This window comes from Streptomyces sp. JL2001, assembly GCF_050917515.1.
Classification (GTDB): domain Bacteria; phylum Actinomycetota; class Actinomycetes; order Streptomycetales; family Streptomycetaceae; genus Streptomyces.
Genome location: NZ_CP169421.1, coordinates 4,219,958 through 4,241,904, shown reverse-complemented (window position 1 = coordinate 4,241,904; position 21,947 = coordinate 4,219,958). Strand labels below are relative to the sequence as shown.

The window sequence follows — 21,947 nt, the reverse complement described above, 5'->3', positions numbered from 1 at the left end:
GCGCCGGCCGGAGCAGGACGGCGAACACCCGCCATCCCTCCGAGCCGCGGAACGCCGGTGACGGGGCTCGCGCCCGTCACCGGCGGACGGTCAGCGACGCCGGCGGCGGCCGTCGTCCTCGTCGTCGTGCGGGCCGAGCAGCTCGTCCGCCAGGGTCGGCAGGTCGTCGAGCGGGGTCTCCTCCGCCCAGTCGGAGCGGCGCCGCGGCCGTCCCTGCTCGTCGAGCTGGGGCAGCTCGCGCGTGCGGTCGTTGGCCCCGTCGGCCCCGGCCGCCTCGTCGCGGAAGAAGCCCGGCGGCACCCGGTGGGCGGGGTCGGTGTCCCGGACGGGCGGGAGCACCGCCGTGTCCGCCGCGTCCCGGACCGGGGGCATCACCGTGGTCTCCTCCTCGGGCCGTGCCTGGGGCTGCACGATCGGGGTGGGGACGGTGATCTCGTTCGCCGAGACGGTCGGCACGGTCTGCGTCACGTCGTCGGGCTTCACGACCGGCGTCGGGACGGTGACCTCGTTCGCGGACACCTGGGCGGTGGCGCGGGCGTCCTCCTCGGCCTTCCGCGCGCGGGCGGCCTCCGCCGCCTTCGCGGCCTTCTCCGCCTCCGCGGCCCGGGCCTTCTCGGCGGCCCTCTCGGCCTCGGCGGCCCGTACCTTCTCGGCGGCGCGGGCGGCCTCCGCCGCCCTGGCGTCCTCCGCGGACTTCGCGGCGGCAGCCGCCTCAGCAGCCGCAGCCTCGGCGGCCGCCTTCTCCGCCGCTTCCGCCGCGGCCTTGCGCGCCGCCTCCTCGGCGGCCTTCGCCGCCGCGGCCTCGGCCAGGCGCCGTGCCTCCTCGGCACGGAGCAGGGCCTCCTCGGCCTTGCGCTGCTTCTCGCGGCGGCGCTCCTCCGCCTCCGCGCGCAGCCGGGCCTCTTCCTCGGCCTGCTTGCGGCGGCGTTCCTCCTCCTCGCGGCGGGCCTTCTCCTCGGCCTCGCGCCGCTTGCGCTCCTCCTCGGCGGCCACCCGGGCCTCCTCGGCGCGCCGGCGGGCCTCCTCGGCCTGCCGCTCGGCCTCGCGCTGCCGCGCCTCTTCCTCCTCGCGGCGCTTGCGCTCCTCCTCCTCCGCGCGGAGCTTGGCGAGCTGGGCCTGGCGCTCGCGCTCCAGCCGCTCCTCCTCCGCCTTGCGGGCGGCCTCCTCCTCGGCGCGGCGGCGGGCGTCCTCCTCGGCCTTGCGCCGGGCCTCCTCCTGAGCCTTCACCTCGGCCTCGGACAGCGGCAGCATCCGGTCGAGCCGGTGGCGTACGACGGTGGTCACGGCCTCAGGATCCTGGCCGGCGTCGACGACCAGGTAGCGGCCGGGGTCGCCGGCGGCGAGGGCGAGGAATCCGGCCCGCACCCGGGCGTGGAACTCCGGCGGCTCGGACTCCAGCCGGTCGGGCGCCTCGGTGAACCGTTCCCGCGCGGTCTCCGGGGAGACGTCGAGGAGCACGGTCAGGTGCGGGACGAGCCCGCCCGTCGCCCAGCGGTTGATGCGGGCGATCTCGGTCGGCGACAGGTCGCGCCCGGCGCCCTGGTACGCCACGGACGAGTCGATGTAGCGGTCGGAGATGACGATCGCGCCCCGCTCCAGGGCGGGCTTGACCAGGGAGTCGACGTGCTCGGCGCGGTCGGCGGCGTACAGCAGCGCCTCGGCGCGGTTGGACAGGCCGGCGCTGGAGACGTCGAGCAGGATCGAGCGCAGTCGCTTGCCGATCGGGGTGGCGCCCGGCTCGCGGGTGACGACGACCTCGTGGCCCTTGGCCCGGATCCAGTCGGCGAGGGCCTGGGCCTGGGTGGACTTGCCGGCGCCGTCGCCGCCCTCCAGGGCGATGAAGAAGCCGGTCGGCGCCGGGGCCTGGACCGGGTCGGCGCCGCGGAGCGCGTCGCGCAGGTCACGGCGCAGCGGTACGCCGGACCGGTCGTCGGTCTTGGCCAGGACGACCACGGCGACCGGCAGGAGCAGCGCGCCGACCAGCATCAGGGTGAAGGCGGCGCCGCCGTGGGCGAAGACGAAGCTGCCGGAGCCGAGGCGGTGCCGGCCGATCGCGGCGGCGAGCAGCGGCGCACCGAGGGCACCGATGGCCATGCCGACCCGGACGACGGCCTGGAGGTGCTCGGTGACCCGGGGGCGCCGGGCCTCCTCGGTCTCCTGGTCGACGAGGGTGTGGCCGGTGTTGGCGGCCACCCCGCTCGCGTATCCGGCGAGGACGGCGAGGAACAGCACGGTCGCCGTGTCCGGCACCAGGCCCATCGCCAGCAGGGCGACGCCCGCGAGGGCGATCGCCAGGGCGAGGAGGCGGCGGCGGGACAGGACGGTGAGCACGGAGCCGGCCGTACGGATGCCGACGGCGGTGGATCCGCTCAGCGCGAGGATCAGCAGCGCGTAGGTGACGGGGCCGCCGCCGAGGTCGTAGGCGTGCAGGACCGATACGGCGGCCGCGGCGGTGACGGCTCCGGCGACGATCGCGCAGGCGAGGACGAGCAGCGGGACGGTTCCGGTCCGGCCGTTCTCCTTGCCCTTGTCCGTACGGGGGCGGCGCAGGCCCTCCAGCGGCGAGCGCGGCCTCGGCGTCTGACCGCCGGGCAGCTCCATGAAGTAGAGGACGGAGACGGACGCGGCGAACAGGCCGGCGGCGACGTACGAGCCGAGGGCGGCCTGGTGCAGCGAGAACCACTCGATGCCGGTGCCGAGCAGGTCGCCGAGCAGAGTGGCGACGATCAGCACGGCCGCCGCGGCCGGGACGGCGAGGAAGCCGGTGCGCTGGGACAGCCGGCGCAGCGCGTCCAGGTGGTCCGGCAGGGGCCGGACGGCGGCGCCCTCCAGCGGCGGGGCGGGCAGCAGCGCGGGCGCCGCACCCTCGCGCGCCACGGTCCACAGCCGCTCGGCCGCGCCGGTGACGAACACGGTGCCGAGCACGAACCACAGCGCCTTGTCGGGGGTCCAGTCGATCCACAGCGGTGCCACGACGAGCAGCGCGACCCGCAGGACGTCCGCCCCGATCATGGTCCAGCGCCGGTCGAGCACGCCGCCGGGACCGGTCAGCGCGGTGAGCGGACCGAGGAGTACGGCCCCGAAGAGCACGGCGGCCAGCAGCCGCGCGCCGACGACGGCGGCAACGGCGAGCGCCGCGCCCTGGTAGCCGCCCCCGAAGGAGCCTTCGGTGACCGCGGCCTGAAGGCCGAGCAGGACCAGGACCAGCAGGGCGAGGGCGTCGCCCGTCCCCCCGACGAACTGCGCACTCCACAATCGCCGGAGCGGCTGATGGCGCAGGAGCGCTCGCACGGCACGCTCCCTGGAATCTGCGACAAGTTCGGCGCCGGAGTCCGTCTGCTCTGCTCGCGTCATCCGTCCACCCTATCCGGACCCCTTTACTCCCCGTGGCCTCCACCCGAACAAACGTCGCCCCAGTCCGGGGCGGGCACCGCCCGTCCACACGAGGGACGCAGGACCCCCGCAACCGGCCGCACCGGTCCCCGGGGGCGACGCCGACGCGAAAGGGGCGGGAGCTCGCGCTCCCGCCCCTCGCTCACGTTGTCCCGAGAGCTCTTACTCCGCCTCGGCCGCCGTCGACTTCGCGGCGGCGGTCTTCTTCGCCGCCGTCTTGGTCGCCGTGGCCTTCGCCGTCGTCTTCTTCGCGGCCGTCTTCTTGGCCGTGGTCTTCTTGGCGACGGTCTTCTTCGCGGCCGTCTTCTTGGCCGGTGCCTTCTTCGCCGTCTTCTTGGCCGGCCCCTTGGCCCGCTTCTCCGCCAGCAGCTCGAAGCCGCGCTCCGGCGTGATCGTCTCCACGCTGTCGGCGGTCCGCAGGGTCGCGTTGGTCTCGCCGTCGGTCACGTACGGACCGAAGCGGCCGTCCTTGACCACGACCGGCTTCTCGCTGACCGGGTCGACGCCCAGCTCCTTCAGCGGCGGCTTGGCGGCCGCCCGGCCACGCTGCTTGGGCTGCGCGTAGATCGCGAGCGCCTCCTCCAGCGTGATCGTGAAGAGCTGCTCCTCGTCCGTCAGCGACCGCGAGTCCGTGCCCTTCTTCAGGTACGGGCCGTAGCGGCCGTTCTGCGCGGTGATCTCGACGCCCTCGGCGTCCGCGCCAACCACCCGCGGCAGCGACATCAGCTTCAGCGCCTCGTCCAGCGTCACCGTGTCGAGCGCCATGGACTTGAAGAGCGAGGCCGTCCGCGGCTTCACCGCGTTCTTGCCCGTCTTCGGCGTGCCCTCGGGCAGGATCTCGGTGACGTAGGGGCCGTAGCGGCCGTCCTTGGCCACGATCTGGTTCCCGGTCACCGGGTCGGCGCCCAGCTCGAAGTCACCGCTGGGCTTGGCCAGCAGCTCCTCCGCGTGCTCGACGGTCAGCTCGTCCGGGGCGAGGTCGTCGGGGACGTCCGCGCGCTGGTGCCCCTCGGAGTCCTTCTCCCCGCGCTCGACGTACGGGCCGTAGCGGCCGACCCGCAGCACGATGCCGTTGCCGACGGGGAAGGAGGAGATCTCGCGCGCGTCGATCGCGCCGAGGTCCGTGACCAGCTCCTTCAGGCCGCCCAGGTGGTCGCCGTCGCCGTTGCCCGCGTCGGCCGCGCCGCCGGCGCCGCCGCTCGCCTCGCCCTCACCGAAGTAGAAGCGCTTCAGCCACGGGACGGACTGGGCCTCGCCCCGCGCGATGCGGTCGAGGTCGTCCTCCATCCTGGCGGTGAAGTCGTAGTCGACGAGCCGGCCGAAGTGCTTCTCCAGCAGGTTGACCACGGCGAAGCTCAGGAAGGAGGGCACGAGAGCCGTCCCCTTCTTGAAGACGTAGCCGCGGTCCAGGATCGTGCCGATGATCGACGCGTACGTCGACGGGCGGCCGATCTCGCGCTCTTCCAGCTCCTTGACGAGCGTGGCCTCGGTGTAGCGGGCCGGCGGCTTCGTCGCGTGGCCGTCCGCCGTGATCTCCTGCGCCGACAGCGCGTCGCCCTCGGCGACCTGCGGGAGCCTGCGCTCGCGGTCGTCCAGCTCGGCGTTCGGGTCGTCGGCACCCTCCACGTACGCCTTCATGAAGCCGTGGAAGGTGATCGTCTTGCCGGAGGCCGAGAACTCGGCGTCGCGGCCGTCGGCCGAGACCCCGCCGATCTTCACGGTGACCGAGTTACCGGTCGCGTCCTTCATCTGGGAGGCGACGGTGCGCTTCCAGATCAGCTCGTACAGCCGGAACTGGTCGCCGGTCAGACCGGTCTCCGCGGGGGTGCGGAAACGATCACCCGAGGGGCGGATCGCCTCGTGCGCCTCCTGGGCGTTCTTGACCTTGCCGGCGTAGACGCGCGGCTTCTCCGGCAGGTAGTCGGCGCCGTACAGCTGCGTGACCTGCGCCCGGGCCGCCGCGACGGCGGTGTCGGACAGGGTCGTCGAGTCCGTACGCATGTAGGTGATGAAGCCGTTCTCGTACAGCTTCTGGGCCACCTGCATGGTCGACTTCGCACCGAAGCCCAGCTTGCGGCTCGCCTCCTGCTGGAGGGTCGTCGTACGGAACGGGGCGTACGGGGAACGGCGGTACGGCTTCGACTCGACCGAGCGGACGGCGAAGGAGGTCTCGGCCAGGGCGGCGGCCAGGGCCCGGGCGTTCGCCTCGTCCAGGTGCAGCACCTGGGCGGACTTCAGCTGACCGTCCGCACCGAAGTCACGACCCTGGGCGACACGCCGGCCGTCGACCGTGGCGAGCCGCGCGACCAGCGACGACGGGTCGGACGGGTCCCCGGCGCGGCCGGTGGAGAAGGTGCCGGTCAGGTCCCAGTACTCGGCGGAGCGGAAGGCGATGCGCTCGCGCTCCCGCTCGACGACGAGCCGGGTGGCGACGGACTGCACGCGGCCGGCGGACAGCCGCGGCATGACCTTCTTCCACAGGACCGGCGAGACCTCGTAGCCGTACAGCCGGTCGAGGATGCGGCGGGTCTCCTGGGCGTCGACCATGCGCTGGTTCAGCTCGCGCGGGTTGGCGACGGCCTCGCGGATCGCGTCCTTGGTGATCTCGTGGAAGACCATCCGGTGGACCGGGACCTTGGGCTTCAGGACTTCCTGGAGGTGCCACGCGATGGCCTCGCCCTCGCGGTCCTCATCGGTGGCGAGGAAGAGTTCGTCGGACTCGGCCAGCAGCTCCTTGAGCTTCCTGACCTGGGCCTTCTTGTCGGCGTTGACGACGTAGATGGGCTGGAAGTCGTGTTCGACGTCGACTCCGAGACGGCGCACCTCGCCCGTGTACTTCTCCGGCACCTCGGCGGCACCGCTGGGCAGGTCGCGGATGTGCCCGACGCTCGCCTCGACGACGTATCCGGGGCCGAGGTAGCCCTTGATCGTCTTCGCCTTGGCAGGCGACTCGACGATCACGAGTCGGCGGCCGCCCTCTGCGGTCTCGCTGGTCGGGGACAACTTCGCTCTTCTCTCCGGATCGACGCTCGGTGGCACGTACGGCGCTGGCACGCACAGCAGCGGCACGGACGGTGACGCTGCCGACGCTGCGGAGTGTGACGGTACAACCCGCCCCCGTGTCAAACGGCGAAAGCCCGCAACGGCCACTCGAACGGTAACCCGAGTGCTGGCATTCCTGCCGCCCGGACCGCTGGTCCGGCGGGGCGCGGCCGCGCGCGGCGGGTGCCGGAGTCCCGCGTCAGAGCCGTCCGAAGCACCACACGCCGAGAAGAAGGAAGGCGGCGCCGAAGATCGTCGTCAGGGTCGCCGCCGCGCGGGCGTCGACGCCGTGGGCCACGGGCCGGCCGTGTCGTACGCGTGCCGCGGTCCACAGCAGCAGCGCTCCCCCGAACAGCGCGAACGCCGTCCCGGCGAAGATCGCAGGCCCGCTCTCCATGCCCGTACCCCGTTCCCCTCGGCGGGCCCGCGCGGCCCTGGGGCCCGAGGCTGACACCCCCCGGCGTCGTGCGTGCGAACTCCGGGTGAACGACACGGGCGCTCCCCGCACGGGTTCACGAATATGGCCGGTAGTGGACCTGCCCCACGGCTTCGGCGACGCGGCCCCCGAGGCTCCGGTGGACGCCCGTGGGGCCTCCGGGGGGTTTTCGTCACATCACGTCGAGCCCGGCGGCCCGCATCCACGCCGGCAGGGTGTCGCGGGGCACGGCGGCACCGGTCAGTAGGAGCAGCACCGAACCGGTCGCGTTCGAGACGAGGAACACATCCCGCAGACGCGGACCGAGCGCGCCCGGCGCGAGACCGAACACGGCGCAGGCGGTGGCCGCGACGAGCAGCACCGGGGCGAGGCCGGGCGGTGCGTCCGCCGGCACGGGCAGACCCGGCGTCACCGCGGCGACGGTGAGCACGAACGCGCTGACCAGCGTGCCGTTCAGGGCGTACGGCACGGCGCGCCCTGCCCGCAGCGGAATCCGGGGACGCGGTGAGAGCAGCACGGCGCCGAGCGTGGCGTGGCGGCGCTCGTTGGCGACGGCCATGGTGCCGCCGTGGACACCGGAGGCGGAAGCTGCCGGCACGGCGTTGCCGATCAGCGCGAGCCGGACGTCCGCGACGCCCGGCTCGCGGCTGAGGAAGACGAGGAAGAAGACCTGGATCAACGGCCCGACCAGCAGTGTTCCGATCAACATCGGCGGCGTCGTCCAGTTGAACAGGGCCCGGTGGAAGAGGACTCCGCCGACCACCGCGAGCCGGACGCAGGAGCGGAAGCGGAAGGCGAGGGAGCGGCGGCGGAAGCGGAACATCCGTCGGTGGCCTTTCGGCCCGCCGCCGCGAAGAGGTCCCACAGCGGCCTGAGCCGGTCGTCCTCGCGCCGCACCTCCCGCGCGCGGCCCGCCCACCGCCGTTACGGCCAGGACGGGTTCCGGGCCGGGAGGACCAGGTGCATGGCGCAGAACGCGTCCCGCAGCGGGCTGATCGCGATCCGGATCGCCCCGAGCGCGGCCTCGTCCAGCTCGATCAGCTCCATCCGTATCAGGCGCCGCCCTCCGCCCGTACGGGCAGCAGGAAGCCCTCCTCCACCAGCAGCCGGATGGCCTGCGGGGTGCGGTCGCGCAGCAGCACCGGGTCCTCCTCCGTCAACTGGCCGATCGCGTCGAGGATCCGGCCGGCGCTGAGGGATCCGTCGCACACGCCGGCGAACCCGGCTCCGATGTGGTCGACCTTGGTGGCCCGGCGCATGCCGCGGTTCTGGCGCAGCACGACGTGCTCGGGGTCCTCGGCTCCGGGCAGGCCGACCTGCTCCTGCATCACCTCGGGCGCGAGCACGAAGTGGTCGGCGAGGAGGGCCGCGTCGTCGTGCGTCCGCAGGTAGTCCTGACGCTCGAAGTGGTCCTGGATGGCGGCGCCGAGCGGCTGCTCGACGGGGTGCGGCCACTCCTCGACGACGATCGACGGCTCGACGGCGCCCGAGGCCACGGCCGGGTTCTTGCGCAGCGTGATCCAGCCGAAGCCGACGGCCCGGGTCCCGCGGGCCTCGAACTCGTCGAGCCAGGCCCCGTACCGCTCGTCGTAGCGCTCCGGGTCCTCGCGGTGGTCGCCGCTGTCGCGGAGCCACAGCTCCGCGTACTGGGTGATGTCCTGGACCTCGCGCTGCACGATCCAGGCGTCGCAGCCGCGGGGCACCCAGGAGCGGAGGCGGTCCTGCCACTCCTCGCCCTCGACATGCTGCCAGTTGGCGAGGAACTGGGCGTAGCCTCCGTCGTTGAGGTGCTCCCCGGACTGCTGCACGAGCGTGCGGCACAGGTCGTCGCCGCCCATGCCGCCGTCGCGGTAGGTGAGGCGGGCACCGGGCGAGATGACGAACGGCGGGTTGGAGACGATCAGGTCGTACGTGTCGCCGTCGACGGGCTCGAAGAGCGAACCGGTGAGCAGTTCGGCCTCACGGGCACCGGACAGCGCGAGGGTGAGCCGGGTGAAGTCCAGCGCGCGCGGGTTGAGATCGGTCGCGGTGACCAGAGTGGCGTGCTGGGCGGCGTGCAGGGCCTGGATGCCGGAGCCGGTGCCGAGGTCGAGCGCGGCGGAGACGGGCTTACGGATCGTGATGCCGGCCAGCGTGGTGGACGCGCCGCCGACGCCGAGGACGACGCCCGCTCCGGCGTGGCCGCCCTTGCTGCCGATGCCGCCCGCCCCGCCGACGGCGCAGCCGAGGTCGGAGACGATGAACCAGTCCTGGCCGTCGGGGCCGCCGTACGGCCGGACGTCGACGGTCGCCCGGACCTCGCCGTCCTCCTCCTCGATCCAGCCGTCGGCCAGCGCCTCCTTCAGCGGCAGCGCGGCGGCGGCCCGCTCGGCGGGAACGGTCCCCTGGAGCAGGAAGAGGCGCACGAGCGTCTGGAGCGGGGAGTCCCCGCGGGTGGCGCGCAGCGCGGGAACGGTCTCGCTGCGGGCGAGCGCCGCGTAGGCGGGGGCGCCGAGCAGTTCGAGCAGGCCGTCCGCGGTGAAGTCCGCGGCGAGCAGCGCGTCGCGCAGTCGGGCGGCGTGCGCGGGCACCGGAAGGCTGGGGGTCTGACTGGTCGTACTCACCCCCTCATTGTGACGGCCGCGACCGCCTCGCCGGGCGCCGCCCCGCCCACCCGCGCGCACGGGCCCCTGCCGAACGGGGCTCGTGCGCACGGGTGGGCGCGAGCGCCTGGGTGTGTGTCTCCGGGCAGGGCGGAGGCCCCGGCGTCCGTCGCCCGCCGGGGGCCTCCGATGCGTGGGGATCGCCCGCGTTACTCCGCGCTCTTGCTCGGCTTGCCCGACGGCTTCTTCGACGTCGTGGCCGAGGGCGCCGCCGGGGTCTTCGAGGGGGCGGAACCGGCGTCCTGGGAGGACCCGGCGGCCGGCGGGACCGACGGCTTCGGCGACTTGCAGCCCGGCTGCTTCGCCAGTGCCTGGCCCAACTCGCCCTCGCGCACCTTGTTCAGCGCGTTCTGGTCCATGTTCTGGATCTTCGCAAGATTGTCGGCGACGCTCTTCAACCCGTCCGCGAACTTCTGCTGGTTCGACGTGTCGAGCGCGTCGACCTGCTTCTTCAGGCCCTCGTACGCCACCGCGGCGGCGTTGAGCTCCTTGATCGCGTCCTGCTGGATCGTCTCGCCGTTGTCGACGGGCGGGGCGCCGGCCGACTCGACGGCCTTGGCGAGCGCCCGGTCGGCCGCCGCGATGTCCGCGAACGCCTTCGAGTCCGCGGCCTGGATCTCGGCGGGCTTGCTGTCCGCCGCCGTCGCCTTGATGAGCTCGTTGGCGTTGGCCTGCTTCTGGAACTGCGGCTGCGCCTGGTCGCAGAACGTCTTGGCCCAGGCGTCCACCTTCTCGCCGTCGTCGCTGCAACCGGACAGCGTGAGCACCAGTACCGCGCCGCCGGACAGTACGGCCGCAAGCTTCTTGTTCACCGGATCGGTCCCTTCCAAGGCTCTCGGCCCCGGAACATACACGCCAAGCGGGCGACATCCACCTTTCGTACGACTGATTCATCCGGCATTGCAGTCTTTTGCACCAAGGGAGACACGCCTCACCCCGGATACGCCACGAGCGGACGGCGCCTCAGAAAGCGCCGTCCGCCCGCTCCTTGATCTGGTGTTACGAAACGACCGGCGCGTCCGGGGCGGCGGTCGTCCTGTCGCCGGTGTTGTCTTCGTCACCCATGGCCACCGAGCGCCGCTTGGAGACGTAGACCGCCCCGACGATGACGGCGATCGAGAAGACGGCGATCAACGTCCTCAGTCCGGCGCTCGCGTCGTCGCCGAAGCTGAACTGCACCACCGCGGGCGCGATCAGCAGGGCCACCAGGTTCATCACCTTCAGCAGCGGGTTGATCGCCGGCCCCGCCGTGTCCTTGAACGGGTCGCCAACGGTGTCCCCGATCACGGTGGCGGCGTGGGCCTCGCTTCCCTTGCCGCCGTGATGGCCGTCCTCGACCAGCTTCTTGGCGTTGTCCCAGGCACCGCCGGAGTTCGCCAGGAAGACCGCCATCAGCGCTCCCGTGCCGATGGCCCCGGCGAGATACGCGCCGAGCGCGCCCACCCCGAGCGAGAACCCGACCGCGATCGGTGCCATCACCGCGAGCAGCCCGGGCGTGGCGAGTTCGCGCAACGCGTCCTTGGTGCAGATGTCGACGACCCGCCCGTACTCGGGCTGCTCGTCGTACGTCATGATCCCGGGGTGCTCGCGGAACTGGCGCCGCACCTCGTAGACCACGGCTCCGGCCGACCGCGACACCGCGTTGATGGCGAGCCCGGAGAAGAGGAAGACGACCGCGGCCCCGAGGATGAGCCCGAAGAGGTTGTTGGGCTGGGAGATGTCCATCGAGAGGGTCGTCTCAGCGGCCTTGGCCCCCACCTCCGCCACCGAAGTGGCGATCGCGTCGCGGTACGAGCCGAACAGTGCCGCGGCGGCCAGGACCGCGGTGGCGATGGCGATGCCCTTCGTGATCGCCTTGGTGGTGTTGCCGACGGCGTCCAGGTCCGTGAGGACCTGCGCGCCGGCACCCTGGACGTCGCCGGACATCTCGGCGATGCCCTGGGCGTTGTCGGAGACCGGACCGAAGGTGTCCATGGCCACGATCACGCCGACGGTCGTCAGCAGGCCGGTGCCGGCCAGGGCGACCGCGAACAGCGCCAGCATGATGGAGGCACCGCCGAGCAGGAACGCGCCGTAGACGGCGAGCCCGATGAGCAGGGCCGTGTAGACGGCGGACTCCAGGCCGATGGAGACGCCCGCGAGGACGACGGTGGCGGGTCCGGTCAGCGAGGACTTGCCGATGTCCCTGACGGGGCGACGGCTGGTCTCCGTGAAGTAGCCGGTGAGTTGCTGGATCAGGGCGGCGAGGACGATGCCGATGGCGACGGCGACCAGGGCGAGGATCCGCGGGTCTCCGGCGTGGTTCAGGACACCGGGGTCGGTGACGCCCTTGAGGTCGGCGTAGGAGGACGGCAGGTAGGCGAACACGGCGACGGCGACCAGGGCGAGCGAGATCACCGCGGAGATGAAGAAGCCGCGGTTGATGGCCGTCATGCCGCTGCGATCGGTGCGGCGCGGGGCGACCGCGAAGATGCCGATCATCGCGGTGACGACGCCGATCGCCGGCACGATGAGGGGGAACGCGAGCCCGAGGTCGCCGAAGGCGGCCTTGCCGAGGATCAGCGCGGCGACAAGGGTCACGGCGTACGACTCGAAGAGGTCGGCGGCCATGCCGGCGCAGTCGCCGACGTTGTCGCCCACGTTGTCGGCGATGGTGGCGGCGTTGCGCGGGTCGTCCTCCGGGATGCCCTGCTCCACCTTGCCGACGAGGTCGGCGCCGACGTCGGCCGCCTTGGTGAAGATGCCGCCGCCCACACGCATGAACATGGCGATGAGGGCCGCCCCCAGACCGAAGCCCTCCAGCACCTTGGGCGCGTCGGCGGCGTAGACGAGGACGACGCAGGAGGCGCCGAGCAGACCGAGGCCGACGGTGAACATGCCGACCACGCCGCCGGTCCGGAAGGCGATCTTCATCGCCTTGTGCGAGACGAGGGTCAGATCCTTTTCCGGTTCACCCGGCGCCGGAGTGGCCTCGCGCGCGGCCGCGGCCACGCGCACATTCGCCCGCACGGCGAGCCGCATGCCGATGTATCCGGTGGCCGCGGAGAAAAGCGCGCCCACCAGGAAGAAGAGCGAACGCCCGGCGCGCTGCGACCAGTTGTCGGCCGGAAGCAGCAACAGCAGGAAGAACACGACGACCGCGAAGATCCCGAGCGTGCGCAACTGCCGTGCGAGATAGGCATTCGCGCCTTCCTGGACGGCGGCGGCGATCTTCTTCATCGAATCGGTGCCCTCACCGGCGGCGAGGACCTGGCGCACCAGCAGCTGGGCGACGAGCAGCGCCGCCAGGGCGACGGCTGCGATGACGATCACGATCACGCGGTTCTCTTGGGTGAGCACCGCGGCTGCAAGACCCGCCATTCGTCCTCCTTGACGTTGCGGGGTCAAGATGTGGACGGATTGTAGGGAGCGGATCCTGATCAAAACAGAGTGCCGCAATCAGAATTCGCTCATTCCTCACACGTACCAACGAGAACGGTAATGCGGCAAAAGCATTTACGCATGATCGGCGATCTAGGGAAATGCAAAAGAGGCCCTGCTCAGCAGGGCCTCTTTCGGTTCTCGTCGTTCCCGCGACGGCGGACGCGAATCAGGGGAGCTCGTCGACCGGGTTCGTCGGCCAGCTCATCCGGATCACACCGCCGTCCTCGCCGGCGCTCACCTCGAAGTCGTCGACGAGCCCGCGGATCACCGCGAGACCCATCTCGTCCTCGCCGTCGGCGTCGTCGAACTCCCCGGCGGGCGCGGCGTCCCGGCTTCCGGGTACGCCTGCGGCGTCGGCCGCCGCCACACCCGCACCGGGGACCTCGTCGCCCACCTCGATGGAGAAGGACTTCTCCTCCTCGGTGAGCACGACCCGGACCGGGGTGGTGACGCCGTTGCTGCGGTGCAGCCCCACCGCACGGGAGCACGCCTCGCCGACGGCGAGCCTGACCTCGTCGAGAACCGCGTCGTCGACCCCGGCCCGGCGCGCCACCGCGGCCGCCACCAGGCGGGCCGTGCGGACGTGCTCGGGCGAGGCACTGAAGCGGAGTTCGACGGTGGCCATGCGGTCCCCCTGGGAGCGTGTGGGCGGACAACTCGGAGGACCGGGCGTGTCGCCCGGCTCTCCCGTCCGTCTGCCTGCGTCAGTCGGTGGCGTTGACGGCCTCTTCGACCGTGGTGTGGATGGGGAACACCTTGGTCAGACCGGTGATCCGGAAAATCTTCAGGATGCGCTCCTGGTTGCACACCAGTCGCAGCGATCCCTCGTGCGCGCGCACGCGCTTGAGACCGCCCACCAGCACGCCGAGGCCGGTCGAGTCGAGGAAGTCCACACCCTCCATGTCGACGACGAGGTGGTAGCTGCCGTCGTTCACCAACTCGACCAACTGCTCGCGCAGCTTGGGCGCGGTATACACATCAATCTCGCCACCGACCTCGACGACCGTACGGTCGCCGCTCGGGCCGGACACATTGCGAGTCGACAGGGACAGGTCCACGGATCCTCCAGCACCTTGCTATCGGGCGTTCGCCCCTCGGGTCTCCCGGGCGGAAGTCGGGGGACGGATCGCCAGCCGCGATGGCATTCAATCACTTACCAGCAGCCATGCACGACGCCTTGGGAGCATTGTCCGTCATGCCAGTGACACACTCGGTGCCGATGGCCAAGAATCACCGCCCCAGTCGACCGGCCGGAAGTACGGGCAGCCGCCCGTCCCCCGGCCTGGTCCTCGACCGGCTCGCATCGGGCGAGAGCCGGGCCGCGCGCATCACTCATACGGAGCACTTGCCCGCCCGGGCGGGTCGGCATGCAGTCTGGCCGCATCGCATCCGTCCGGAAGTGATCGGCGCGATCCAGGCGGCCGGAATCGAGCACCCCTGGGCCCACCAGGCACAAGCCGCCGAGCACGCGCTGGACGGCGAATCCGTGGTGATCGCCACCGGCACCGCCTCGGGCAAGTCGCTGGCCTATCTGACCCCGGTGCTGTCCACGCTCCTCGACGGCGCGGAGGCCCCGAACGGCCGGGGCGCCACCGCCCTGTACCTGGCCCCGACCAAGGCCCTCGCCGCCGACCAGCGCCGGGCCGTGCGCGAGCTGGCAGCCCCGCTCGGCAACCGGATCCGGCCCGCCGTCTACGACGGCGACACGCCGGTCGAGGAGCGCGAGTGGGTCCGCCAGTACGCGAACTACGTGCTCACCAATCCCGACATGCTGCACCGGGGGATACTCCCCGGCCACGCCCGGTGGTCCTCCTTCCTGCGCTCCCTGCGCTACGTCGTCATCGACGAGTGCCACACCTACCGGGGCGTCTTCGGCTCCCACGTCGCCCAGGTGCTGCGCCGCCTGCGCCGTGTCTGCGCCCGTTACGGGGCCGACCCCGTCTTCCTCCTGGCCTCCGCCACCGCGGCCGAGCCGGCCCTCGCCGCCGGCCGCCTGACCGGTCTGCCGGTGGTCGAGGTCTCCGACGACGCCTCCCCGCGCGGCGAGCTGGTCTTCGCGCTGTGGGAGCCGCCGCTGACCGAGCTGCACGGCGAGCAGGGCGCCCCGGTGCGGCGCACGGCCACCGCCGAGACCGCCGACCTGCTGACGGACCTGGCGGTGCAGGGCGTCCGCTCGGTCGCCTTCGTCCGCTCCCGGCGCGGCGCGGAGCTGATCGCCGTGATCGCCCAGGAGCGCCTGGCCGAGGTCGACCGGTCCCTGGCCCGCCGGGTGGCGGCCTACCGCGGCGGCTACCTGCCCGAGGAGCGCCGTGCCCTGGAACGCGCCCTGCACTCCGGCGAGCTCCTCGGCCTGGCCGCCACGACCGCGCTGGAGCTCGGCGTGGACGTCTCCGGCCTGGACGCCGTGGTGATCGCCGGCTATCCCGGCACACGGGCCTCCCTGTGGCAGCAGGCGGGCCGCGCCGGACGCTCGGGCGAGGGCGCGCTGGCCATCCTGGTCGCCCGCGACGACCCGCTGGACACCTTCCTGGTCCACCATCCCGAGGCGCTCTTCCGGCAGCCGGTCGAGTCGACCGTCCTGGACCCCGACAACCCGTACGTCCTCGCCCCCCATCTGTGCGCCGCCGCCGCGGAGCTTCCGCTGACGGACGCCGACCTGGCTCTCTTCGGCCCGGCCGTCCCCGAGCTGCTGCCCCAGCTGGAGGCCGCCGGACTGCTGCGCCGCCGCTCCGGCGGCTGGTACTGGACCCGCCGGGAGCGGGCCGCCGACCTCACCGACATCCGGGGCGGGGGCGGCAGCCCGGTCCAGATCGTCGAGGCCGCCACCGGCCGGTTGCTCGGCACGGTCGACGAGGCCGCCTCCCACACCGCCGTCCACGACGGAGCCGTCCACCTGCACCAGGGCCGCACCTATCTGGTGAAGCACCTGGACCTGAAGGATTCGGTGGCGCTGGTCGAGGAGGCAGCCCCGCCGTACTCCACCACCGCCCGCGACACCACCTCCATCGCCGTCCTGGAGACCGACACCGAGATCCCGTGGGGAGCCGGCCGCCTCTGCTTCGGCTCCGTCGAGGTCACCAACCAGGTCGTCTCCTACCTGCGCCGCCGTCTGATCACCGGCGAGGTCCTCGGCGAGACCAAGCTCGACCTGCCGCCCCGCACCCTGCGCACCCGGGCCGTGTGGTGGACGGTCACCGAGGACCAGCTCGACGCCGCCCGGATCGACCCGGAGATCCTCGGCGGGGCCCTGCACGCCGCCGAGCACGCCTCCATCGGCATGCTCCCGCTCTTCGCGACCTGCGACCGCTGGGACATCGGCGGGGTCTCCGTCCCCCTCCACCCGGACACGCTGCTCCCGACCGTCTTCGTGTACGACGGCCATCCCGGCGGCGCGGGCTTCGCCGAACGGGCCTTCCACACCGCACGCGCCTGGCTGACGGCCACCCGGGAGGCGATCGCCTCCTGCGAGTGCGAGGCGGGCTGCCCGTCCTGCATCCAGTCCCCCAAGTGCGGCAACGGCAACGACCCGCTCCACAAGCGCGGCGCCGTGCGCCTCCTCACGGAACTGCTGCGGGAAGCCCCGGCAGAGCCTCCGCAGGCCCCGCCCGCGCCCTGACGACGGGCGCGTACGGCCCCACGCGCACGGTCGCGGTCACGTCCGCCACGTCGCCGCGCACCGAGCACCGCACCAGGGCGGCGCCCTGGGCTCCGGCCACCCGGGCCGCCGCGGCGCAGGCGTCCCGCTCGCCCCAGAGGGCGGCCCGGCCGGCGGCGGCGAGCGCCGCCAGGTCGGCGGCGCCACCCGCCCGGTGCCGGGCCGCCACCGCCTGCCCCAAGGCCAGCACCGCCCCGAAGACCACGCACAGGACGCAGGCCGCGAACGCGGTCCACACCGTCGCCATCCCCCGATCGCCGCCCCGGTCACCGCCTCGGGCACCCGGGGCGCGGATCCGTGGTGTCGCGGTGACCGGTGCTCCCGGATCGCGGATCCGCCTCGGCACGGCGCCGCCCCGGGCGCCCGGGCCACGGGGCCCCCAGAACCTCGTCACGGCGCCCGTGTCCCCGTCACCCGGGTCGCGGGCCGCCCACGGCCTCCTCACGCCGCCGCACCCGTCGCCGGGGCCTCCAGACCCTGACGGCCTCCTCATGGGGCCACCTCCCCCACCGCGTCCTCGGCGAGGGCGGCGGCCCCGGCGCGCAGGGTGATGCCCATCCCGCCGGGACCGGGGGCCTCCGCCTCCACCGTCACCTGCCACAGCTCGCCCGAACGGGTGACCGAGACATTCGCTCCGTCGGGTGCGGCCGTCCGGGCGACGGACTCGGCCGCGGCCACCGGCTCGGAGCGGGCCGCCGCCCGCGCCCCGGCCCGGGCGGCGTCCACGCACTGGATCTGCGCCGCCGCGGCGGCGAGCGACCACAGCAGCGCCAGGGTGAACACCACCAGCGCCGGCAGGGCCATCGCCGCCTCCACGGTCACGGCGCCCCGGTCCTCAGAACGGCGCATCGAGGGCCTTCCCGATCACCGACTCCAGCGCGCCCGACACGGAATCGCTGGTCACGATCTTGTACAGCACCGCCGCGAACCCGGCGGCGGCGATCGTTCCCATCGCGTACTCGGACGTGGTCATCCCCGCGTCGCTCCCGGCCACCCGCCGGGCCCGACACCACGCGCGCATCTTCCTCATGCCGCTCTTCACGTCGCTCCTCACGTCACTCTTCACGCCAACCCCCGCCTCTGCTCTGTTCGTTCGTCGAATTCGTCGTCACATCGATCGGCTCCCGGTCGCGGGCTCCGCGGCGCCGCACGTCGGCGTCCACCGCCCGCCCCGCCGGGTCATCCGTGCAGCAGGCCGCTCGCGAGTCCGATCACCACGGGGGCCACTCCCACCGCCAGGAAGGCGGGCAGGAAGCACAGCCCCACCGGTGCGGTGATCAGCACCTGCGCCCGCTGCGCCCGGGCCGCGGCCCGGCGGGCCCGCTCCGCCCGCAGCCCGGCCGCGTGCCGGGCGACGGCCTCCGCGGCGGGCGCCCCGGAGGAGCCCGACCGCTCCAGGCAGCGCGCCAGGCTCTCGGCGCCGGCCAGGGCACCGAACCTCCGCCAGACGTCGGCCGGTTCGCCGCCCAGACGGAGCTCGGCCGCCGTCCGCACGAGGCGCTCGCCCACCGGTCCGCCGAGCGATCTGCCGACCGCCTCCGCGGCTTGTCCCGGTCCGGCCCCGGCCGAGGCGCATGCCGCCAGCAGATCCGCGGCGAGCGGCAACTGCCGCACCGCTTCCGCTCCTTCCGGCGCCCGAACCGGACGGCGTGCCCGCCACGTCCGCAGTGCCCACGCCGCGGCGGCACCGACCAGGCAGCCGGCCACCCCGCCGATCAGCGCCCATCCGGCGACCGCGACGACGGACGGCACCGACCAGCTCCGCAGCCACGCCGGGGCCTTGCTTCTTCGCCGTCGGACCCGCCCCTGCCCGGGCTCCAGCAGGACGGCCATCCGTTTCCGTGTCCGGCGACCGCGGCGTCGGTCCGCCACCCTCCCGGCCGCCCAGGCGGCCACGGCCACCGACGCGGCCGGCGCCGCCGCCGGCCCGACCAGCTCACCGAACTCACCGAGCGCTCCGAACATCCCCGTCCCGCCCATCACATCCGCTCCCCGCTCCGTACGATCCGCGCGGCCCACCACAGGCCGGCCGCCTCCAGAACCCCGCCCACGGCCAGACAGACCAGTCCCGCCGGCGTGTGCAGCAGCACCCCCAGCGGATCCGCCCCGACCGCCGCGCCGAGGGCGAGCCCCACCGCCGGAAGCACGGCCAGAACGGCCACCGTCGCCCAGGCGCCGGCCAGTTGGGCCCGCAGCCGCTCCCGCTGGTCGCGGTGCTCCCTCAGCGCGGCCTCCAGCCGGTCCAGCCCGGCGGCCAGGCTCGCGCCGCCGTCCACGGCCACCTGCCAGCAGGCCGCCATCCCCCGCAGGCCGTCCGCACCGTCCGCCTCGGCGGCGCGTCGCAGTGCCTGCGGCACGTCTCCGCCGAACCGGGCCGCCGCCAGCACCGCCGCCTCGCCCCGCGGGCCCAGCGCGCCCGTCGCCTCGGCCGCGAAGAGCAGTGCCTGCGCCGGCTGCCGGCCCGCTCTCAACTCCCCTGCCACCGAACCGCACAGGGCCACCACGGCGTCGGCCCGCGCCTCACGCTCCTTGCGCAGACCGGCCGCCCGCAGGTGCCGCCCGAGCAGCGGCACGGCGACGGCTCCGGCCACCAACGGCAGCGGCGATCGGCCCACGAGACCGAGGGCGGCCGCGAGCGGCACGCACAGCCACTCCCGCCGCGCCTGCGCCGCACTCCACCAGCGCTCGCCCACCGACCGCCACGGCGGCGCACCGCGCGCGGAGGTCCCCACCGGCCCCCCGCCCGCCAGCAGCGCCCGGGCCCGGCGAAGGCCCCGCACCCGCTCTCTCACCCGCCACCCGGCGGCCGCGGCACACACGGCCACCGCCCCCTGTGCCAGAACCCAGGGCTCCGTCATGCCGGGTCACCCCCGATCAGGACGCGGAGCCGCTCCCAGCCCCGCTCCCGTTCGAACCCGGCCGCACCCCAGCGCAGCGCGGGAACCGTGACCACCAGCCCCTCCCGATTCCGTTCGAGCACGTGGATCTCGGCGATCCGCCGCCGTCCGGTCCGGTCCCGCGCCAGATGGATCACCGCCGAGAGCCCGGCGCCCAACTGGCTGTGCAGGGCCGCCCGGTCGAGCCCGGCCGCCGTCCCGAGGGCCTCCAGCCGCGCCGGTACGTCCGCCGCGGTGTTGGCGTGGACCGTTCCGCACCCTCCTTCGTGGCCCGTGTTCAGGGCGGCGAGCAGGTCCACCGCCTCGCCGCCCCTGACCTCGCCGACCACGAGGCGGTCGGGCCGCATCCGCAGGGCCTGGCGGACCAGGTCCCGCAGGGTCACCAGCCCCGCCCCCTCCTGGTTCGCCGGTCGCGCCTCCAGCCGCACGACATGCGGGTGATCGGGACGCAGTTCGGCCGAGTCCTCGGCGAGGACGATCCGCTCCCGCCCGCCCACCAGCCCCAGCAGGGTCGACAGCAGCGTGGTCTTCCCGCAACCGGTGCCGCCGCTGATCAGGTACGACACACGGGCGTCGATCAGTGCCCGCAGCACCCCCTCCCCGCCCGGCGGCACCGTGCCCGCGGCGGTCAGCTCAGCGACGGAGAAGGCCCGCGGGCGTACCACCCGCAGCGACAGGCACGTCGAGCCGACGGCCACCGGCGGCAGCACGGCATGCATCCGGGTCCCGTCCGGAAGCCGCGCGTCCACCCAGGGCCGGGCGTCGTCGAGGCGCCGCCCGGCCACCGCCGCCAGTCGCTGCGCCAGCCGGCGCACGGCGGCCGCGTCGGCGAAGGCGACGTCGGTCAGTTCCAGGCCGGCGCCCCGGTCCACCCACACCCGGTCCGGCGCCGAGACGAGCACGTCGGTGACCTCGGGGTCGGCGAGCAGCGGCTCCAGCGGTCCGGTGCCGACCAGTTCGCACCGCAACGCCTCTGCCGCGCCCAGCACTTCCGTGTCGCCGAGCAGCCTCCCCTGCGCGCGCAGGGCCGCCGCGACCCGCGCCGGCGTCGGCTCGGCCCCGCTCTCCGCGAGCCGCTGACGCACGGCCTCCAGGAGGCCCGTCCCGGCGCCCGCTCCGGCGCTGCGCCGCACGGCGCTCACCGCGCACCGCCGGGCGGGAGGACCCGCTCCCAGAACGCCGAGCAGAACCGGCCGAGCGGTGCGCGCGCCTCGGCTCCGGGCGGCAGCCCCGCGTCCTGGGCGGCCAAGAGGGCCGGATCGTGGGGCAGTTCGCCGGCGAGCGGCAGGCGCAGGGCGTCGGCGACCCATTGCTCGTCCAGCCCCGCCGCGTACGGGCCGCGCACCACAACGCGCAGGTCCGTGAGCACCAGTCCGGCCAGCGAGGCGACCCGGTGGGCCGCCGCGACGGCCCGCAGTTCGCCGGGGACGACGAGAAGGCCGAGGTCGAGCTGTGCCAGGGCCTCGGTCACCGCCTCGTCCAGCCGGCGGGGCAGGTCCACCACGACGACCCCGCCCCGGCGCCGCGCCGCGGCGAGCACCGCCCGCATGGCCTCGGGCGGCACGGCGACCGCGTCGCCCCGGTCCCAGCTGAGCACCCGCAGACCGCGCACCGAGGGCAGGGACTCCTCCAGCGCGCCGCCGGCCACGCGGCCCTTCGACGCGGCGAAGTCGGGCCAGCGTCTGCCCTCGGCCCGCTCGCCGCCGAGCAGGACGTCGAGTCCGCCGCCGAGGGGGTCGCCGTCCACCAGCAGGGTGCGCCGGCCGGTCCTGGCGGCGGCCAGGGCGAGGGCGCAGGCCAGTGTCGATGCGCCCGCCCCGCCGCGTCCGCCGATGACGCCGACGGTCAGCGCCTGGCGCCCCACGCCCTCGGTCGCGTCGGCGATCCGGCCGACGAGCCGCCCTTCGGCGTCCGGCAGCCGGAGTACGCCGTCCGCCCCGATCTCGACGGCCGTCCGCCACAGGTCCGGGTCGTCGGGCTCGCGCCCCACCAGCAGCACGTCCTGCCTCCGCGCCACCCCGCGGCAGCGGGCCGCCGCGTCGTCGCCGATCAGGACGAGCGGGGCCTCGGCCCAGACGCGGCGGTCCGGCACGGTGTGGTGCACCAGGGGCTCGGCCCCCGCGGCGGCACACAGCCGGAGCAGATCGTCGAGCAGCGCGAGGTCCTCGGTGACGATCAGCGGTCCGGCCCGCACGGCGCCCTCGCCCGCCGCGCCGGCTTCCCGGACCCGGGCCGCCCCTTCGGCCCCGGTGGGCCCGCCGCCCCCGTCACGCCGGCCCCCGCCGAAAGTCCGCGAAGCGCCGGAAGTCATGGTTCCCGCCACAGCACACGCTCCCTGTCCGTGAGATCCCGCCCGCATCAGTCACGCGGGCCGGGATCGGTGATTCCCGTCGTCCGCGAACTTCGCGGCAGGAATCACGGTGGGACCATCCGGGAAATCGTGCGGATCTTGCTCGAAA

General features: G+C 73.9%; 18 protein-coding genes. 1 reads left to right on the top strand and 17 read right to left on the bottom strand.

Annotated elements, in window-relative coordinates; genetic code table 11:
• Positions 1-90: 90 nt before the first annotated feature.
• From tmk to ACE1OA_RS18895, 10 genes are all read right to left on the bottom strand, one after another.
• Positions 91-3,354 carry a dTMP kinase gene (gene tmk, locus ACE1OA_RS18940; protein WP_432753109.1) on the bottom strand — a complete coding sequence of 1,088 codons (3,264 nt, stop codon included), beginning with the start codon at positions 3,352-3,354 and terminating at the stop codon, positions 91-93.
• A 201-nt stretch (positions 3,355-3,555) separates the two neighbouring features.
• On the bottom strand, positions 3,556-6,396 hold the full coding sequence (topA, locus tag ACE1OA_RS18935) for a type I DNA topoisomerase (protein WP_356603669.1): 2,841 nt from the start codon (positions 6,394-6,396) through the stop codon (positions 3,556-3,558).
• 238 nt (positions 6,397-6,634) lie between these two features.
• Positions 6,635-6,832, bottom strand: a complete 198-nt coding sequence (locus ACE1OA_RS18930; RefSeq protein ID WP_356603667.1) for a hypothetical protein — start codon at positions 6,830-6,832, stop codon at positions 6,635-6,637.
• Between the two features lie 211 nt (positions 6,833-7,043).
• Complete coding sequence (locus ACE1OA_RS18925) at positions 7,044-7,694, bottom strand: ABC transporter permease (RefSeq protein WP_432753108.1); 651 nt, start codon at positions 7,692-7,694, stop codon at positions 7,044-7,046.
• Positions 7,695-7,795: 101 nt separating this feature from the next.
• Positions 7,796-7,918 (bottom strand): hypothetical protein, encoded by a 123-nt coding sequence (locus ACE1OA_RS18920; RefSeq protein ID WP_432753107.1) that lies wholly within the window; start codon positions 7,916-7,918, stop codon positions 7,796-7,798.
• 5 nt (positions 7,919-7,923) lie between these two features.
• Positions 7,924-9,474 (bottom strand): DUF7059 domain-containing protein, encoded by a 1,551-nt coding sequence (locus ACE1OA_RS18915; RefSeq protein ID WP_432753106.1) that lies wholly within the window; start codon positions 9,472-9,474, stop codon positions 7,924-7,926.
• A gap of 188 nt (positions 9,475-9,662) precedes the next feature.
• Positions 9,663-10,325, bottom strand: coding sequence for a small secreted protein (locus ACE1OA_RS18910; protein WP_356603659.1), 663 nt, complete (start codon positions 10,323-10,325; stop codon positions 9,663-9,665).
• Between the two features lie 187 nt (positions 10,326-10,512).
• Entirely contained in the window at positions 10,513-12,873 is a 2,361-nt protein-coding gene (locus ACE1OA_RS18905; RefSeq protein ID WP_356603657.1) for a sodium-translocating pyrophosphatase, read from the bottom strand.
• A gap of 229 nt (positions 12,874-13,102) precedes the next feature.
• Positions 13,103-13,561, bottom strand: a complete 459-nt coding sequence (locus ACE1OA_RS18900; protein ID WP_356603655.1) for an ATP-binding protein — start codon at positions 13,559-13,561, stop codon at positions 13,103-13,105.
• A 79-nt stretch (positions 13,562-13,640) separates the two neighbouring features.
• Positions 13,641-13,994, bottom strand: a complete 354-nt coding sequence (locus ACE1OA_RS18895) for an STAS domain-containing protein (protein WP_147979000.1) — start codon at positions 13,992-13,994, stop codon at positions 13,641-13,643.
• Between the two features lie 80 nt (positions 13,995-14,074).
• Here ACE1OA_RS18895 and ACE1OA_RS18890 point away from each other — a divergent pair, with 80 nt between their 5' ends.
• Positions 14,075-16,552, top strand: a complete 2,478-nt coding sequence (locus ACE1OA_RS18890; protein WP_432753105.1) for a DEAD/DEAH box helicase — start codon at positions 14,075-14,077, stop codon at positions 16,550-16,552.
• Here the strand turns inward: ACE1OA_RS18890 and ACE1OA_RS18885 are convergent.
• The 7 genes from ACE1OA_RS18885 to ssd all read right to left on the bottom strand — a co-directional run bounded on the left by ACE1OA_RS18885 (position 16,494) and on the right by ssd (position 21,799).
• On the bottom strand, positions 16,494-16,838 hold the full coding sequence (locus ACE1OA_RS18885; RefSeq protein ID WP_356776274.1) for an Rv3654c family TadE-like protein: 345 nt from the start codon (positions 16,836-16,838) through the stop codon (positions 16,494-16,496). The two genes, ACE1OA_RS18890 and ACE1OA_RS18885, sit on opposite strands and share 59 nt — an antisense overlap.
• Before the next feature lie 242 nt (positions 16,839-17,080).
• The gene (locus ACE1OA_RS18880; RefSeq protein WP_356603648.1) at positions 17,081-17,440 is read right to left on the bottom strand and encodes a TadE family type IV pilus minor pilin; all 360 of its coding nucleotides are present in this window, start codon (positions 17,438-17,440) and stop codon (positions 17,081-17,083) included.
• Positions 17,427-17,621 carry a DUF4244 domain-containing protein gene (locus tag ACE1OA_RS18875; RefSeq protein ID WP_356776356.1) on the bottom strand — a complete coding sequence of 65 codons (195 nt, stop codon included), beginning with the start codon at positions 17,619-17,621 and terminating at the stop codon, positions 17,427-17,429. The genes ACE1OA_RS18880 and ACE1OA_RS18875 overlap by 14 nt, the downstream gene beginning before the upstream one ends.
• A 149-nt stretch (positions 17,622-17,770) precedes the next feature.
• Positions 17,771-18,571: a type II secretion system F family protein gene (locus tag ACE1OA_RS18870; protein WP_432753104.1), complete on the bottom strand. Its 801-nt coding sequence runs from the start codon at positions 18,569-18,571 to the stop codon at positions 17,771-17,773.
• Entirely contained in the window at positions 18,571-19,449 is an 879-nt protein-coding gene (locus tag ACE1OA_RS18865) for a type II secretion system F family protein (protein ID WP_432753103.1), read from the bottom strand. Before ACE1OA_RS18865 ends, ACE1OA_RS18870 begins: the two co-directional genes overlap by 1 nt.
• Positions 19,446-20,573, bottom strand: coding sequence for a TadA family conjugal transfer-associated ATPase (locus ACE1OA_RS18860; RefSeq protein WP_432754076.1), 1,128 nt, complete (start codon positions 20,571-20,573; stop codon positions 19,446-19,448). The genes ACE1OA_RS18865 and ACE1OA_RS18860 overlap by 4 nt, the downstream gene beginning before the upstream one ends.
• Before the next feature lie 53 nt (positions 20,574-20,626).
• Positions 20,627-21,799, bottom strand: coding sequence for a septum site-determining protein Ssd (gene ssd, locus ACE1OA_RS18855; RefSeq protein ID WP_432753102.1), 1,173 nt, complete (start codon positions 21,797-21,799; stop codon positions 20,627-20,629).
• Positions 21,800-21,947 lie beyond the last annotated feature (148 nt).

Bases quoted from the DNA above. Each gene is read 5' to 3' on its own strand.
- ACE1OA_RS18875 (WP_356776356.1), bottom strand. From the start codon at position 17,621: ATGAGGAAGATGCGCGCGTGGTGTCGGGCCCGGCGGGTGGCCGGGAGC.
- ACE1OA_RS18925 (WP_432753108.1), bottom strand. From the start codon at position 7,694: ATGTTCCGCTTCCGCCGCCGCTCCCTCGCCTTCCGCTTCCGCTCCTGC.
- ACE1OA_RS18865 (WP_432753103.1), bottom strand. From the start codon at position 19,449: ATGACGGAGCCCTGGGTTCTGGCACAGGGGGCGGTGGCCGTGTGTGCC.
- ssd (WP_432753102.1), bottom strand. From the start codon at position 21,799: ATGACTTCCGGCGCTTCGCGGACTTTCGGCGGGGGCCGGCGTGACGGG.
- tmk (WP_432753109.1), bottom strand. From the start codon at position 3,354: ATGACGCGAGCAGAGCAGACGGACTCCGGCGCCGAACTTGTCGCAGAT.
- ACE1OA_RS18930 (WP_356603667.1), bottom strand. From the start codon at position 6,832: ATGGAGAGCGGGCCTGCGATCTTCGCCGGGACGGCGTTCGCGCTGTTC.
- ACE1OA_RS18885 (WP_356776274.1), bottom strand. From the start codon at position 16,838: ATGGCGACGGTGTGGACCGCGTTCGCGGCCTGCGTCCTGTGCGTGGTC.
- ACE1OA_RS18900 (WP_356603655.1), bottom strand. From the start codon at position 13,561: ATGGCCACCGTCGAACTCCGCTTCAGTGCCTCGCCCGAGCACGTCCGC.
- ACE1OA_RS18890 (WP_432753105.1), top strand. From the start codon at position 14,075: ATGGCATTCAATCACTTACCAGCAGCCATGCACGACGCCTTGGGAGCA.
- ACE1OA_RS18905 (WP_356603657.1), bottom strand. From the start codon at position 12,873: ATGGCGGGTCTTGCAGCCGCGGTGCTCACCCAAGAGAACCGCGTGATC.
- ACE1OA_RS18920 (WP_432753107.1), bottom strand. From the start codon at position 7,918: ATGGAGCTGATCGAGCTGGACGAGGCCGCGCTCGGGGCGATCCGGATC.
- ACE1OA_RS18870 (WP_432753104.1), bottom strand. From the start codon at position 18,571: ATGGGCGGGACGGGGATGTTCGGAGCGCTCGGTGAGTTCGGTGAGCTG.
- ACE1OA_RS18880 (WP_356603648.1), bottom strand. From the start codon at position 17,440: ATGCGCCGTTCTGAGGACCGGGGCGCCGTGACCGTGGAGGCGGCGATG.